At 67.1% G+C, this 13,601-nt stretch carries 17 protein-coding genes; 8 read left to right on the forward strand and 9 right to left on the reverse strand.

Annotation, left to right across the window (positions count from 1 at the left end):
• The first annotated feature begins 18 nt into the window (after positions 1-18).
• On the forward strand, positions 19-1,617 hold the full coding sequence (locus BKA04_RS00885) for an ABC-F family ATP-binding cassette domain-containing protein (protein ID WP_104096547.1): 1,599 nt from the start codon (positions 19-21) through the stop codon (positions 1,615-1,617).
• Here BKA04_RS00885 and BKA04_RS00890 read toward each other — a convergent pair.
• Genes BKA04_RS00890 through BKA04_RS00900 form a run of 3 tightly spaced genes read right to left on the reverse strand, consistent with a single transcriptional unit; the run spans position 1,590 to position 2,934 of the window.
• A complete protein-coding gene (locus BKA04_RS00890; RefSeq protein ID WP_104094728.1) occupies positions 1,590-2,450 on the reverse strand; it encodes an SURF1 family cytochrome oxidase biogenesis protein in 861 nt (286 codons plus the stop codon). The genes BKA04_RS00885 and BKA04_RS00890 overlap by 28 nt on opposite strands.
• The gene (locus BKA04_RS00895; protein WP_104094729.1) at positions 2,447-2,656 is read right to left on the reverse strand and encodes a hypothetical protein; all 210 of its coding nucleotides are present in this window, start codon (positions 2,654-2,656) and stop codon (positions 2,447-2,449) included. The genes BKA04_RS00890 and BKA04_RS00895 overlap by 4 nt, the downstream gene beginning before the upstream one ends.
• Positions 2,653-2,934, reverse strand: a complete 282-nt coding sequence (locus BKA04_RS00900; protein WP_104094730.1) for a DUF3099 domain-containing protein — start codon at positions 2,932-2,934, stop codon at positions 2,653-2,655. Before BKA04_RS00900 ends, BKA04_RS00895 begins: the two co-directional genes overlap by 4 nt.
• A gap of 60 nt (positions 2,935-2,994) precedes the next feature.
• On the opposite strand from BKA04_RS00900, the gene BKA04_RS00905 reads away from it, so the two are divergent.
• The gene (locus BKA04_RS00905) at positions 2,995-3,714 is read left to right on the forward strand and encodes a beta-ketoacyl-ACP reductase (RefSeq protein WP_104094731.1); all 720 of its coding nucleotides are present in this window, start codon (positions 2,995-2,997) and stop codon (positions 3,712-3,714) included.
• A gap of 11 nt (positions 3,715-3,725) precedes the next feature.
• On the opposite strand, the gene serB is transcribed toward BKA04_RS00905, so the two are convergent.
• Positions 3,726-4,364, reverse strand: a complete 639-nt coding sequence (gene serB / locus BKA04_RS00910) for a phosphoserine phosphatase SerB (protein WP_104094732.1) — start codon at positions 4,362-4,364, stop codon at positions 3,726-3,728.
• 39 nt (positions 4,365-4,403) lie between these two features.
• Complete coding sequence (gene glgC / locus BKA04_RS00915; protein WP_104094733.1) at positions 4,404-5,642, reverse strand: glucose-1-phosphate adenylyltransferase; 1,239 nt, start codon at positions 5,640-5,642, stop codon at positions 4,404-4,406.
• Between the two features lie 62 nt (positions 5,643-5,704).
• Here glgC and glgA point away from each other — a divergent pair, with 62 nt between their 5' ends.
• The 3 genes from glgA to BKA04_RS00930 all read left to right on the forward strand — a co-directional run bounded on the left by glgA (position 5,705) and on the right by BKA04_RS00930 (position 8,058).
• Positions 5,705-6,889, forward strand: a complete 1,185-nt coding sequence (glgA, locus tag BKA04_RS00920; protein ID WP_104094734.1) for a glycogen synthase — start codon at positions 5,705-5,707, stop codon at positions 6,887-6,889.
• Positions 6,890-6,959: 70 nt separating this feature from the next.
• On the forward strand, positions 6,960-7,748 hold the full coding sequence (locus BKA04_RS00925) for an ABC transporter ATP-binding protein (RefSeq protein ID WP_104094735.1): 789 nt from the start codon (positions 6,960-6,962) through the stop codon (positions 7,746-7,748).
• A gap of 58 nt (positions 7,749-7,806) precedes the next feature.
• On the forward strand, positions 7,807-8,058 hold the full coding sequence (locus BKA04_RS00930) for a type B 50S ribosomal protein L31 (RefSeq protein ID WP_104094736.1): 252 nt from the start codon (positions 7,807-7,809) through the stop codon (positions 8,056-8,058).
• A gap of 18 nt (positions 8,059-8,076) precedes the next feature.
• Here BKA04_RS00930 and BKA04_RS00935 read toward each other — a convergent pair whose 3' ends face one another.
• On the reverse strand, positions 8,077-8,781 hold the full coding sequence (locus BKA04_RS00935) for an exonuclease domain-containing protein (RefSeq protein ID WP_408646422.1): 705 nt from the start codon (positions 8,779-8,781) through the stop codon (positions 8,077-8,079).
• A gap of 66 nt (positions 8,782-8,847) precedes the next feature.
• Between BKA04_RS00935 and BKA04_RS00940 the strand changes: the two genes are divergently transcribed.
• Together BKA04_RS00940 and BKA04_RS00945 are read left to right on the forward strand one after the other, a co-directional pair.
• Positions 8,848-9,750, forward strand: a complete 903-nt coding sequence (locus BKA04_RS00940) for an alpha/beta fold hydrolase (protein ID WP_104094737.1) — start codon at positions 8,848-8,850, stop codon at positions 9,748-9,750.
• The gene (locus tag BKA04_RS00945) at positions 9,747-10,805 is read left to right on the forward strand and encodes a glycosyltransferase family 4 protein (protein WP_104094738.1); all 1,059 of its coding nucleotides are present in this window, start codon (positions 9,747-9,749) and stop codon (positions 10,803-10,805) included. The genes BKA04_RS00940 and BKA04_RS00945 overlap by 4 nt, the downstream gene beginning before the upstream one ends.
• On the opposite strand, the gene BKA04_RS00950 is transcribed toward BKA04_RS00945, so the two are convergent.
• Genes BKA04_RS00950 through BKA04_RS00960 form a run of 3 tightly spaced genes read right to left on the reverse strand, consistent with a single transcriptional unit; the run spans position 10,798 to position 12,789 of the window.
• Positions 10,798-11,259, reverse strand: coding sequence for a YbaK/EbsC family protein (locus BKA04_RS00950; RefSeq protein ID WP_104094739.1), 462 nt, complete (start codon positions 11,257-11,259; stop codon positions 10,798-10,800). The two genes, BKA04_RS00945 and BKA04_RS00950, sit on opposite strands and share 8 nt — an antisense overlap.
• Positions 11,259-11,900: a histidine phosphatase family protein gene (locus tag BKA04_RS00955; protein ID WP_104094740.1), complete on the reverse strand. Its 642-nt coding sequence runs from the start codon at positions 11,898-11,900 to the stop codon at positions 11,259-11,261. The genes BKA04_RS00950 and BKA04_RS00955 overlap by 1 nt, the downstream gene beginning before the upstream one ends.
• 31 nt (positions 11,901-11,931) lie before the next feature.
• Positions 11,932-12,789, reverse strand: coding sequence for an NAD-dependent protein deacetylase (locus tag BKA04_RS00960; protein ID WP_104094741.1), 858 nt, complete (start codon positions 12,787-12,789; stop codon positions 11,932-11,934).
• Here BKA04_RS00960 and BKA04_RS00965 point away from each other — a divergent pair.
• Entirely contained in the window at positions 12,779-13,591 is an 813-nt protein-coding gene (locus BKA04_RS00965) for a TrmH family RNA methyltransferase (RefSeq protein ID WP_232841913.1), read from the forward strand. The genes BKA04_RS00960 and BKA04_RS00965 overlap by 11 nt on opposite strands.
• The last annotated feature ends 10 nt before the right edge of the window (positions 13,592-13,601 follow it).

Genomic DNA, 13,601 nt, shown 5'->3' on the forward strand with positions numbered 1-13,601 from the left:
ATGGAATGGATGACGCCTGTGCTCAGCGTGCATGACCTCGAGGTCCGCGTGGCTGCGCGCACCCTCATGGAGGGTGTGTCGTTCCGGGTCGACCGCGGAGACAAGGTCGGGCTCGTCGGGCGCAACGGCGCCGGCAAGACGACGCTCACCAAGATCCTCGCGGGGGAGGGCCAGGCCGCCGCAGGATCGATCGATCGCTCCGGCGAGGTCGGATACCTGCCGCAGGATCCCCGATCCGGCGACCCGAACGACCTCGCGCGCACGCGCATCCTGGATGCCCGCGGTCTGGGGACGATCGCCCTCGGAATGACCAGGGCGACGGAGGACATGGGAAGCAGCGACGCCGCCCTGAGCGCGGCAGCCATGTCGAGGTACGCGAAGCTCGAGGACCGCTTCCTCGCGCTCGGCGGCTACGCGGCGGAGGCGGAGGCCGCGAGCATCGCGAGCAATCTGAACCTGCCGGACCGTATCCTCGACCAGCAGCTGAAGACGCTCTCCGGCGGCCAGCGACGCCGCATTGAACTCGCCCGCATCCTGTTCTCCGGCGCCGACACCATGCTGCTCGACGAACCGACGAACCACCTGGACGCCGACTCCGTCGTGTGGCTGCGCGACTACCTCAGCTCATATCAGGGCGGGCTCATCGTCATCAGCCACGACGTCGCGCTCGTCGAGAAGACCGTCAACCGGGTGTTCTATCTCGATGCGAACCGGCAGGTCATCGACGTGTACAACATGAACTGGAAGAACTACCTGCGCCAGCGCGAGGCGGACGAGGAACGGCGCCGCAAGGAGCGCAGCAACGTCGAGAAGAAGGCGCAGGTACTGCAACTGCAGGCTGCGAAATTCGGTGCGAAGGCGACGAAGGCGACCGCTGCGCACCAGATGGCGCGACGGGCAGAACGGATGCTCGCGGGCCTCGACGATGTCCGCACGGTCGACCGCGTCGCGAAACTCCGCTTCCCCGACCCGCTGCCGAGCGGAAGGACACCGCTCGCGGCGAGCAACCTCAGCAAGAGTTACGGGTCCCTCGAGATCTTCACGGCGGTGGATCTCGCCATCGATCGGGGTTCCAAGGTCGTCGTCCTCGGCCTCAACGGCGCGGGGAAGACCACGTTGCTGCGCATCCTCGCCGGAGTCGACACTGCGGACACCGGATCGATCGAGCCTGGACACGGACTGAGGATCGGATACTACGCGCAGGAGCACGAGACGATCGACGTCAAGCGCACCGTGCTCCAGAACATGGTGTCCTCGTCACCCAACCTCACGGAGACCGAGGCCCGCCGCGTGCTCGGCTCATTCCTGTTCACGGGGGACGATTCGCACAAGGAGGCGGGCGTCCTCTCCGGAGGGGAGAAGACCCGGCTCGCCCTCGCGATGATCGTGGTCTCCGGCGCCAACGTTCTGCTGCTGGACGAGCCGACGAACAACCTCGATCCTGCAAGCCGGGAAGAGATCCTCGACGCCCTGGCGAACTACACGGGCGCGGTGGTTCTCGTGAGCCACGACGAGGGGGCCGTGAACGCGCTGAACCCCGAACGGGTGCTCATCCTCCCGGACGGCGTCGAGGACTTCTGGAGCCCCGACTACGCGGATCTCGTGTCGCTCGCCTGACGGTCGAGCATCGCATCCTCGATGTCGGCGTCTGAGGGCGCCTTCGATTTCCTGCGCCGCTCGCGCTCGTTCGCTCGTTCCCGCTCGACCGGATCGTCCGCGTTGACCGCGCGGTACTCCTGGCGGATCGCCCACGCCAGCGCGACGAAGGCGAGCAGTCCGAATACGAACCACTGGAACGCGTAGGAGAGATGCGGTCCCTCGTCGATCGCCGGTTTCGGCAGCGGCGTCGGCCTCGTCGCCGGCTCAGGATCCTCGCTCACCATGAGCCCGTATGCCCCCGTGTAGGTCGGGAGGTCGATGAGGGCCCGGATGTCGTCCAGCTCGATCGTCGCCACCTGACCCGGTGGCGCTGAGCGCCCGGGCAGCCGCGGTTCGCCCGGTTTCAGTCGCACGACGACCGTGGCGTCACCGGACGGGGCGGCGGGAACGCTGTCCGGGGCGTCCTGGTCGTTGCCGACAGGCACCCAGCCGCGATCCACGATGAACACGTTCCCGCTCGCGAGCCGGAAGGGGACGAGCACCTCGAACCCGGGGTTCCCGCCGAGGGACCTGGTTCGAACGAGAAGCTGGTCGTCCGGAAGGTAGTGGCCCTCGAGCCGTACCTGGCTCCACTCCTGGGCGTCTCGATAGGAGTCGAGGTTCGGCAGCGCCTCGTCGATCGACTCCGGGGTGCCGTCGTAGTTGGCCTCGACCTTCTCGTTCGCGTGGACGGCCTCGGCCCGTCGAGCCAGCTGCCACTGCGCGAGCAGGACGCACGCGATCGCGAAGACCACGACGAAGGCCAGGTAGCCCGTCCAGCGCCAGGATCGGACGAAGCTCCACTTCGTCACGATGATCCGCCGCGCGGTGCGGCGACCCCCGCCTCGACCACGGCGGGAAATCCGCGCGAGGTGAGGTAGTCGAGCAGGAAGTCGCGGTGCTCGTCGCACGCGAGCCACACCTTGGTCCGATCCTCGGCGTGGATGCGGGGATTGCGCCAGACGACGCTCCAGGATGCTGCGGCCCGGCATCCGGCCCGTGAGCACTGTTCGCTCACTGCCGCGGTTCTTCGTCGTGGGACGCGAGCACGATCGACCCCGGCCGCTCGACCGTGCTGACCCGAGAGTCCACCGCATTCGCGAGCACGACGGCGACATACGGCAGGAAGATCGCCCCCGCGGCGCACACGATGAGCCACCAGCCGTGGACCATGAGGCACAGGGCGATGCACACGAGGCGGATGCCCATGGTCACGAGGTACTTGATCATGCGGGCTCGACGATCGTCCTCGGGGGACCGGGGGAGACTCGTGATGGTGGTGGATTGTCTGGCCATGGGCTTGGCTCCAGCCTATGAGTTTCCGGCCGCTCCCGCAGGCAGCCCTAGTATGGGCGCATGGAGTCAACAGCCACGCCACGAACCGTCCTCGTCACCGGTGGAAACCGCGGAATCGGCTTCGCGATCGCGCGGGCGTTTCTCGAGCACGGATACCGGGTCGCCGTCACTGCGCGGTCCGGCGATGGGCCGATCGGAAGCATGACGGTGCGTGCCGATGTCACGGACAGCGATTCCCTCGACGCGGCGTTCACGGCGATCGAAGCGGAGCTCGGTCCCGTGGAGATCCTCGTCGCCAACGCCGGCATCACGAAGGACACGCTGCTGCTGCGGATGAGCGAGGACGACTTCACCTCCGTGATCGATACGAACCTCTCCGGCGCATTCCGCGTCGTCAAGCGCGCATCGAAGAACATGCTCAAGGGTCGGTTCGGCCGCATCATCCTCGTGTCGAGCGTCGTCGGGCTCCTCGGTTCCGCAGGCCAGGTCAACTATTCGGCGTCCAAGAGCGGGCTCATCGGTCTCGCACGGTCGCTCACGAGAGAACTCGGGTCGCGCAACATCACCGCCAACGTCGTCGCGCCCGGGTTCATCGAGACCGAGATGACCGCCGTGCTTCCGCCTGAGCAGCAGGCGAAGTACCTCTCATCGATTCCTGCCGGCCGCTTCGCGACCCCCGACGAGGTCGCCGGAGTCATCGTGTGGCTCGCCGGCGACGACGCCGCATACATCTCAGGAGCGGTGATCCCCGTCGACGGTGGCCTCGGGATGGGGCACTGACCGCGCAACCGCTAACCGCGCAGGCCCAGCAGGGGGAGGAGCTGGGACAGGTCGCGCACATCCATGATGATGTTCGCCTCATCCCGCACGGGCGCCTTGGCGTCGAAGCCGACGGCGAGGCCGGTGATGGCCATCATCGTCAGATCGTTGGCACCGTCGCCCACGGCGACCGTCTGGGCGAGGGGGATGCCGTAGATCGCCGCCCACTCGCGCAGCGTCGACGCCTTCGCCTCTGCGTCCACAATGCGCCCGAGAAGGCGGCCGGTGAGCGTACCGTCGACGACCTCGAGGCTGTTGGCCCGCCACCGGTCGAGCTCGAGTTCCGCAGCGATCGGATCGATGACCTCGTGGAACCCGCCGGACACGACCCCGATCCTTCCGCCCGCTGCGTGCACCCCGGCGACGAGTTCCCGCGCACCCGTCGTGATGCGGATGCCACGACGAACGTCGGCGACGGCGCTCTCCGGCAACCCTTCGAGGGTGGCGACGCGGGCGCGAAGGCTCTGCTCGAAGTCGATGTCACCGTTCATGGCCGCAGCGGTGATGGCGGACACGTCGCCCAGGGACCCCGCCGCCTCCGCGAGCAGGTCGATCACCTCGTCCTCGATGAGGGTCGAATCCACGTCGAGCACGACGAGAAGGCGGGGCATGCTGATCCTTACCGATCGGCGCAGCGCGGCGCGTTGGTGTCAGGCGACGTGGACGCCCTTGCCCACGACGGTGATTCCGGATTCGGTGACCGTGAAACCCCTGGCCTGGTCAGCCTGAGGGTCGACCCCGACGGTCGCACCGGGTTCGACGACGACCTCCTTGTCCAGAATAGCCCGCTGGACGCGCGCTCCCGGGCCGATCCTCACGCGGTCGAACAGAATCGAGTCGACCACCCTCGCATCCGATTCGATCGTCGCCCACGGACCGAGAACGCTGCGCTCGACGTGGGCGCCGGACAGCAGGCTCCCGAGAGAGACGATCGAATCCACGAGCATCCCCAGGTTCCCGTTCGCGTCCCGCACGAACTTCGCGGGCGGTGAGTTCAGCTGTTCGCTGTAGATGGGCCACTCGCGGTTGTAGAGGTTGAAGACGGGCAGCGCCGAAATGAGGTCCATGTGCGCGTCGTAGAACGACTCGATCGTCCCCACGTCTCGCCAGTAGTAGCGATCGCGATCCGTGGCCCCCGGAACCTCATTCCGGTTGAGGTCGTACACCGCAGCATCCCCGCGCGACACGAAGTCCGGGATGATGTCGCCACCCATGTCGTGGTTGGACTCCGCTCGCTCCCCGTCGCGCAGCACGGCATCCACGAGCCGGTCGGCATCGAAAACGTAGTTGCCCATCGACGCGAGCACCTGGCCGGGGGAGTCGACGAGTCCGGAGGCATCCGAGGGCTTCTCCCGGAATGCGGCGATGCGGGCGGGGTCATCCGGCGACACCTCGATGACTCCGAACTGGTCTGCGAGCTCTATCGGCTGTCGGATGGCCGCAACCGTCGTGCCCGCGCCGGACTCGACGTGCGCGTCGATCATCTGGCGGAAATCCATGCGGTAGACGTGGTCGGCGCCGACGACGACCACGATGTCCGGCTTCTCGTCCCGCAACAGGTTCAGGCTCTGCAGGATCGCGTCCGCTGAACCGGCGAACCACCGCTTGCCGAGGCGTTGCTGCGCGGGCACCGACGCGACGTAGGAGTTGGTCAGGCTCGACAGCCGCCAGGTCTGGGACACATGGCGGTCGAGGCTGTGCGATTTGTACTGGGTGAGCACGACGATCTGCAGCAACCCGGAGTTGATGAGGTTCGACAGCGCGAAGTCCACGAGGCGATAGTTTCCGCCGAACGGGACGGCCGGTTTGGCGCGGTCCGCCGTGAGCGGCATGAGTCTCTTGCCTTCGCCACCGGCGAGAACTATTCCGAAGACCTTCTTGGGCGCCATGGTCCAACAGTAGATGAGCCCCGCGGTGGATGGACAGGTCGGACTGTACTAGCGTCACAGGAATGAGAGTCGATCTGCTCACCCGGGAGTATCCGCCCGAAGTGTACGGCGGTGCCGGGGTGCACGTCGGCGAACTCGTTCGCGCTCTTCGACGCGAGCTCGACGTGGTCGTCCGCTGCTTCGGAGGAGCACGCTCGGAAGAGAACGTGTTCCCCTACCTGGTACCCGCAGAGCTGGTGAATGCCAACCCGTCGGTGGCTGCCCTCGGGGTGGACCTCCAAATGGCGCAGGATGCCGCCGGCGCGAGTCTCGTGCACTCCCACACCTGGTATGCGAACGGTGCCGGCCGCCTGGCCCAGCTGCTCCACGGCGTCCCGCACGTGGTCACCGCGCACAGTCTCGAGCCGCTTCGCCCCTGGAAGGCGGAGCAGCTCGGAGGCGGATATCGCGTTTCGAGCGCCATAGAGGAATCGGCGTTCCGTGCTGCGGATGCCGTGATCGCGGTGAGCGGCGGTATGCGCAGGGATATCCTTCGCTGTTACCCAGGGCTCGACGAGTCGAAGGTGACCGTCGTCCACAACGGCATCGACCTCGAGCGGTGGCGTCCGCGCCCCGACAACGAGCACGCGCGGAGCCTCGGCATCGACCCCGATCGGCAGAGCGTGGTCTTCGTCGGCCGCATCACGCGCCAGAAGGGGCTGCCGTATCTTCTGCAGGCCGCGAAGGAACTTCCGGCGGATGTCCAGCTCGTGCTGTGCGCAGGAGCGCCGGACACCCCGGAGATCCTGGCAGAGGTCCAGGGCCTCGTCGAGGAGCTCCAGGGCGAGCGTTCAGGTGTCGTGTGGCTGGATCGACTGCTCAGCCACGAGGAGCTCATCACCGTCCTGTCGTCGGCGACGCTCTTCGCGTGCCCGTCGATCTACGAGCCGCTCGGGATCGTGAACCTCGAGGCGATGGCGTGCGGTGTCCCTGTTGTCGGCACGGCGACAGGGGGTATCCCCGAGGTCGTCGACGACGGCATCACCGGGAGGCTCGTCCCGATCGCCCAGCTGGATGACGGGACAGGGACCCCCAAGAAGCCGAAGGCGTTCGTCGCTGAGCTCGCCGCGGCCATGATCGACGTGCTCCGGGACCCGGTGCGAGCTCGGATGATGGGCCAGGCCGGGCGGGCGAGGGCCGAACGAGATTTCGGATGGGACCGGATCGCTCTCGCGACGAGAGCGGTGTACGACTCCCTCGTCTCGTGAGCGCAGTCTCGTGAGCGCAGTCTCGTGAGCACTGTCGTGACTGCTTGCGCCGTGGCTTAGGCTTGAAGATATGGCCAGCGTTCTCCAGTTCGACGATGTCTCGGTGGTGCGCGGAGGCAATCGGATACTGGACGCAGTGTCCTGGACGGTCGACAGTTCTGAGCGGTGGGTCGTCCTCGGGCCCAACGGGGCGGGGAAGACGACGCTCCTGCAGGTCGCTGCGGCCCTCATCCATCCGTCCAGCGGGATGGCGACGATCCTGGATGAGACCCTCGGCGACGTGGACGTCTTCGATCTGCGCACGCGCATCGGGTTCGCGTCCTCCGCGCTCGCCCGCAAGCTTCCGGCCATGGAGACGGTGCTCAATGTCGTGCTGACGGCCTCCTACTCGGTGACGGGCCGGTGGAACGAGAGCTATGACGACGTGGATGTCCGGCGCGCGCAGCGCGTGCTCGCGGAGTGGAAACTGGACCATCTGGCCGATCGCCGGTTCGGACACCTGAGCGACGGGGAGCAGAAACGCGTGCAGATCGCGCGGGCCGTCATGACCGATCCGGAGCTCATGCTGCTCGACGAACCGGCCGCGAGTCTCGACCTCGGGTCACGGGAGGAGCTGCTGCAGCTCCTCAGCGGGTACGCGGTGGCCAAGGGAGCACCAGGGATCGTCATGGTCACCCATCACGTGGAGGAGATCCCCACCGGATTCGGCCATGCCCTGCTCATCCGCAACGGGGGCGTCATGGCCGCGGGGCCGATCGAGGATGTCCTCACGGCCGAGAACCTCGGGGAGACGTTCGGCATCCCGCTGGAACTCGAACACCGCAACGGCCGCTACACCGCGCGATCTCTGGTAAAGTAGCCAGTCGGCCCTTTCGGATTGCCACGCCCCAGCACGTACAGGAAAGCCCAGGAAAACCATGAAGTCTGACATCCACCCCGACTATGCGCCCGTCGTGTTCCGCGACCTCGCCTCCGGGGCGACCTTCCTGACGCGCTCCACCGTGACGAGCGACAAGACGATCGAGTGGGAGGACGGCTCGACCTACCCGGTCATCGACGTCGAGATCTCCTCCGAGTCGCACCCGTTCTACACGGGCAAGCAGCGCATCCTCGACAGCGCAGGACGCGTCGAGAAGTTCAACACCCGGTACAAGGGTTTCGGCAGCTGAGCTGACGCTCTGCTCAATCTAGCGTTCCGGCCATCCGGACGTCTCGACGAAGTTCGGGTTGTGCGTCCGACGCATGTAGTCCGCGAAGCTCGCTGACTGCTGCGCACTCCACTCGACCTGCAGGCCGTGGAGTTCTCGCGCGGAGACCTCGAGGCGATCCGGGTTCCGGCGGGCGATGGCCTGCGCGACGCGCCCTGCGGCGATCGCATCCGCTCCGGCGTCGTGCGCATCCGAGAGTTCCACGCCGTATTCGACAGCGGCAGCCTCGAGGGTCCGCTTGCCTCGCCGGTACTGGTCCATCGCCTTGTCGATGACGAGGGGATCGACGATGGGGGACGGATCGACCAGGGGCTCGACGCCGTGACGAATCGCCTCGTGGCGCAGGAGTGTGATGTCGTATGGCGCGTTGAAGACGACGAGAGGCAACTCGCGCGCGAGCACCGACCGGATGGCTGCGACGATCTCGGAGACCGCCGCTGCGGCCGGCATCCCCTCGCTTTGCGCGCGCTGCGTCGTGATCCCGTGCACGTTGCTCGCCTGGAGCGGGATCTCCACTCCGGGGTCTGCGAGCCAGTCCTGCCGTTCGATCACCGCACCGCCCGCATCGATGACACTCACGTTCGCGGAGACGATACGACTCGTCGCGACGTCGATGCCCGTCGTCTCCAGGTCGAAGACCGCGAGCGTGCTGTACCAGGGCTGGGGTTGGGGAATTTCCGTCACGTCCCCAGACTATGGGGCGCCGGTGTCATTGGATGCCGTGCAGCGCCAATGCCTACACTGGAGGTGATGAACGCCGTCGCCTCACCCTATGCCGCGCGTCTCGCGACGATTCCCGTCGAGCAGAAGGAGGTCTCGGTTCTCGGCAGCACCACCCGGTACTGGGAGTACGGCGACGCCGACGCAGTCTGGACGATCCTGGTCGTCCACGGGTACCGCGGAGAACATCACGGGCTCGAACCCGTCATCGCCCACCTTCCCGGCTACCGTTTCATCAGCCCCGACCTTCCCGGGTTCGGCGAGTCCACCCCGCTCACCGAGACCTCGCACTCCATCGCCGGATACGGCGAGTGGCTCAGGGAGTTCGCCGAGAGGGTCGGAGTCACCGGAACCGCCATCATCCTCGGCCACTCCTTCGGCACGATCGTGACCTCCGCTGCCGTGGCCGGCGGGATGCGGACCCCTGCGCTCATCCTCATCAACCCAATCGCGATATCCGGGCTCGACGGCCCTCGACGCTTCGCCACCGGGCTCACCGTCGCCTACTACCGGGCAGCGGCGAAGCTGCCACGCAGGCTCGGCTATGCACTGCTGAACAACTGGCTCGTCGTGCAGTTCATGAGTTCAGCGCTCACGAAGACCAGGGACAAGGCGCTGAAGAAGTGGATCGATCGCGAGCACCACACCTACTTCAATCGCTTCACCGACCGGGACACGGTCGTCGAGGCCTTCGACGCCTCGATCAGTGCTGACGTGAGCAGCGTCGCGGCCCGGATCGCCGTGCCCACGCTCCTCGTGGCGGCAGAACTCGACGACATCACGCCGATCTCCGCCCAGTACACCCTCCAGCGCAGCATCCCGGACGCACGCCTGCGCGTCCTCGGGGGAGTGGGCCATCTCATCCACTACGAGGCGCCCGATCGGGCGGCGGACGCGATCCGCGACTTCGTCGACGCGCTTCCACGCTCGTGAAGTTCATCTTCGACTGCCGGTACACGCGCATCGGCAGACACGACGGGATCAGCAGGTACACGGCCGGAGTCGTGGAGGCCTTCAGTCGCCTCCACCCGGTCACGATGCTCATCAGCGACGCGAGGCAGCTGGACATGCTCCCTGACCTGCCGTGGATCATGGGGTCGGACCCGACGAGCCTCACGGAGCCGTGGATCGCGCGCACCGTGAATCGAGCCCGCCCGGATGTCGTCTTCAGCCCGATGCAGACCATGGGCTCTCTCGGGCGGCGCTACAAGCTCATTCTCACCCTGCACGATCTCATCTACTACAACAACCCGACGCCGCCGAGGGACCTCCCGTGGTTCATCCGCCTCGGCTGGCGCATCTATCACCTGGCCTATTGGCCGCAGCGGCTCGTCCTGAATCGGGCCGACGCCATCGTCACCGGCACGGAGGCGGCGAAGGCCCAGATCCTCGAGCGCAGGCTCACGACTCGGCCGATCACCGTCGTGAGCAGCGCAGTGGATCCTGCGCCGAAACGCCGCACCGCTGAACGGGACAGGACCCTCGTCTACATGGGTTCGTTCATGCCGTACAAGAACGTCGAGTCGCTCGCCGCGGCGCTCAGGGACCTGCCCGGCTACCGGCTGCAGCTTCTCAGCAGAATCAGCGACCGGGATCGCGCACGGTACTCCGCACTCGCGCCGGACGGGGCGATCGAGTTCCTGAACGGCGTGACAGACGAGGAGTACGCCCGGCTGCTCTCACGTGCAACGGCCCTCGTCACGGCGTCCTTCGAGGAGGGGTTCGGCATACCCGTCATCGAGGCACTCGCGATGGGCACCCCGGTCGTCTGCTCGGACATCCCGGTCTTCCGCGAGGTCGCGGGGCCGGGAGCGGTGTACTTCGACCCGCACGACCCGAGTGACATTGCTCGTGCGGTCCTGTCGCTCGACGACGACGAGGTGTGGCAGCGCCTGTCTTCCGCGGGGCCGGGGCACGCCGCGAACTACACCTGGGACCGCTCGGCGGCCAGACTCCTGGCGCTCGTGGAGTCGCTCGCGGTCAGCTGATGTTCGCCACGGCGCCGCCGGTGAGCTCCAGCAGCGCGTCGGGGTCGATCCGGAACACCGCCGTCGGCGATCCGGCCGCTGCCCAGACGTCGTCGTAGCGCAACAGGTCCGGGTCGATGACGGTTCGCAGCGTCACCGGATGTCCGAACGGCGGAACACCGCCGATGGAGTAGCCGGTCTCCGCCTTGACCCGCTTCGCGTCGGACTTCTCGATGACCGCCCCGAGCTCGCGTCCGAGGACATCCGTGTCGACGCGGTTCGGACCGGAGACGAGCACGAGAAGCGGTGCCCCGTCGGCCAGGAACACGAGGCTCTTGACGATCGCACCGACATCGCAGCCGACCGCAGCCGCAGCCTCCTGTGCGGTGTGGGTGCTCTGGTCCATGGTGCGGACATCGGCGGTGAACCCCAATGCCGCTGCCGCTTCGATGAATCTCTGCTCCGCGTTCGACATCAGCGGGTCTCCGTCTCTTCCCGTTCCTCCAGGGCGTTCTGCTCGTCGAAGTCCTCCTGGCCCGCCATCACGGAGTCGAGCTCGATGGGATCGTCGAATTCGACGAGTTCGAGTGCTCCGCCCACGTGCCGGAAGCTGTGCACCGATCCGTTCGTGATCGGGACCCCTCGCTCGATCGGGGCGTCCACGGACAGCAGCACCGTTCGGATGACCGCACCGTGCGTCGCGACGATGATCCGTCGGTCCGTCCCATCCGCGGCGAGCTCGATCAACGCGGGGACGACCCGCGCTGCCACCTCCTCTCGCGATTCCCTGCCGGGCACCGGCGTCGCTCCGGGGTAGCGCAGTCGCACCTCGCGATCCGTGAGCCCCTCAGCCTCCCCATAGTTGCGCTCGACGAGCGCTGCGACCGTCTGAGGCGGTTCGAGCCCCACGAGCGGTGCGATGATCATCGCTGTCTCGAGAGCCCTGGAGAGAGGGCTCGAGTAGATCGCATCCCACTGCCTGCGTGCCAGCACATGACCGGTGTGCGCGGCCTGCTCGCGCCCGGTGGCGTTGAGCGGGATGTCCGTGCTTCCCTGGATGCGATGCCGGCGATTCCACTCCGTCTCGCCGTGGCGCACGAGATACAGCAAGCTCACGGGCGTCCTCCTCCTGCGGGTGCATCACGCCTCACCAGCGTGCCTCGATGGCCGCGAGAAGCTCCGACGTTCCACCTTCCAGCCTAACGGTGGACCGCTGGTCACCCTTCGTCTCGCCGCGATTGAGGATCACGACGGGCAATCCGCGCCTCGTGGCGTGATCCATCAGCCGAACGCCGGAGTTCACCGCGAGGGACGAGCCGGCGATGAGCAGTGCGTCGGAGCGCTTCACAACCTCTATCGCGGCATGAAAACGGGGACGGGGGACGAGTTCGCCGAAGAACACGACGTCGGGCTTCAGGATTCCGCCGCAGTTGGGGCAGGGGGGAACCCGAAAACCGTCGAGGCGGTCGGTGTCGACGTCGCCGTCCGGCTGGAGGACGACATCAGCCGGCAGTTCGAGCCAGGGATTGGCCTCCGTGAGTCGCTCCGCGATCTCGCCTCGTCCGAACTCCTGACCGCACCGCACGCACACGACGGTGCCCATCGACCCGTGCAGCTCGACGACCCGGTTGGAGCCTGCACGTCGGTGGAGCCCGTCCACGTTCTGAGTCACGACTCCCGTGACGGCGCCCCTTCGCTCCAGTGCGGAGAGGGAGAGGTGCCCTGCATTCGGTTGCGCGGACATGAACCGCCGCCAGCCGAGGTGGCTTCCCGCCCAGTACCGCGCGCGGCTCTCCTCGCTGCCCAGAAACTGCTGGAACGTCATGGGGGTCCTGCGCACCGTCCCGGCGCCGCGGTAGTCCGGGATGCCGGAATCCGTGCTGATCCCCGCGCCGGTCAGAACCGCGATCCGCCGTCCGCGGAGGATGTCCAGTACGTCGTCGATCGTATCCACACTCAGCCCAACGTTCAGCGCATCGGATATGTTTCCGTGTGTGCCCCGCATCATCCGAATCTCCGATCCGCACGACCCTCTGCTGCGGGACTACCGGGATCTCACGGATGTCGCGCTGCGTCGCGTCACGGAACCGGCAGAGGGCCTGTACCTCGCCGAATCCTCGAAGGTCATTGCGCGGGCGATCGAGGCCGGCCACCGGCCCCGATCCGTCCTCCTCCTCGAGAAGTGGCTCGACGCCCTCGTGCCGATCCTGAGCGGGCCAGGAGTCGCCGACCTGGATATCCCCATCTACGTCGGCTCGTCCGAGACGCTCGAGTCGACCACGGGTTTCTCGATGCATCGCGGTGCGCTCGCGTCGATGATGCGGCCGCCACTGCCGCAGGTCTCCGACCTCATCGCCGCAGCGAGGCGGATCGTCGTGATCGAAGACGTCGTCGACCACACGAACGTCGGTGCGATCTTCCGGACCGCCGCAGCGCTCGGGGCGGATGCCGTCCTCGTGACGCCCCGCTGCGCCGACCCGCTCTACCGTCGGAGCGTACGCGTCAGCATGGGCGCCGTGCTGCAGGTGCCATGGACGCGGCTGCCGGAGTGGCCGGAGGGTGCAGACGTCCTGCATGGCGCGGGCTTCACGATCGCTGCACTGGCTCTCGAGGATGCGGTCGACCTGGCCGACTTCGCATCCGCCGCACCGGAGCGCATCGCCCTCCTCCTCGGCACGGAGGGCGACGGCCTCAGCCGGAACGCGCTTCGCGCAGCGGATGTGACGGTGCGCATCCCGATGTCGGGCGGCATAGATTCCCTCAACGTCGCCGCAGCGAGCGCCGTGGCGCTCTGGGCGCTCCGCTGAGTTCTCCTAT

This window comes from Terrimesophilobacter mesophilus, assembly GCF_014200375.1.
Lineage (GTDB): Bacteria > Actinomycetota > Actinomycetes > Actinomycetales > Microbacteriaceae > Terrimesophilobacter > Terrimesophilobacter mesophilus.

Bases quoted from the DNA above. Each gene is read 5' to 3' on its own strand.
- serB (WP_104094732.1), bottom strand. From the start codon at position 4,364: ATGCCCCGCCTTCTCGTCGTGCTCGACGTGGATTCGACCCTCATCGAG.
- glgC (WP_104094733.1), bottom strand. From the start codon at position 5,642: ATGGCGCCCAAGAAGGTCTTCGGAATAGTTCTCGCCGGTGGCGAAGGC.
- BKA04_RS00900 (WP_104094730.1), bottom strand. From the start codon at position 2,934: ATGGCCAGACAATCCACCACCATCACGAGTCTCCCCCGGTCCCCCGAG.
- BKA04_RS00940 (WP_104094737.1), top strand. From the start codon at position 8,848: ATGAACGCCGTCGCCTCACCCTATGCCGCGCGTCTCGCGACGATTCCC.
- glgA (WP_104094734.1), top strand. From the start codon at position 5,705: ATGAGAGTCGATCTGCTCACCCGGGAGTATCCGCCCGAAGTGTACGGC.
- BKA04_RS00905 (WP_104094731.1), top strand. From the start codon at position 2,995: ATGGAGTCAACAGCCACGCCACGAACCGTCCTCGTCACCGGTGGAAAC.
- BKA04_RS00960 (WP_104094741.1), bottom strand. From the start codon at position 12,789: ATGCGGGGCACACACGGAAACATATCCGATGCGCTGAACGTTGGGCTG.
- BKA04_RS00950 (WP_104094739.1), bottom strand. From the start codon at position 11,259: ATGTCGAACGCGGAGCAGAGATTCATCGAAGCGGCAGCGGCATTGGGG.
- BKA04_RS00925 (WP_104094735.1), top strand. From the start codon at position 6,960: ATGGCCAGCGTTCTCCAGTTCGACGATGTCTCGGTGGTGCGCGGAGGC.
- BKA04_RS00930 (WP_104094736.1), top strand. From the start codon at position 7,807: ATGAAGTCTGACATCCACCCCGACTATGCGCCCGTCGTGTTCCGCGAC.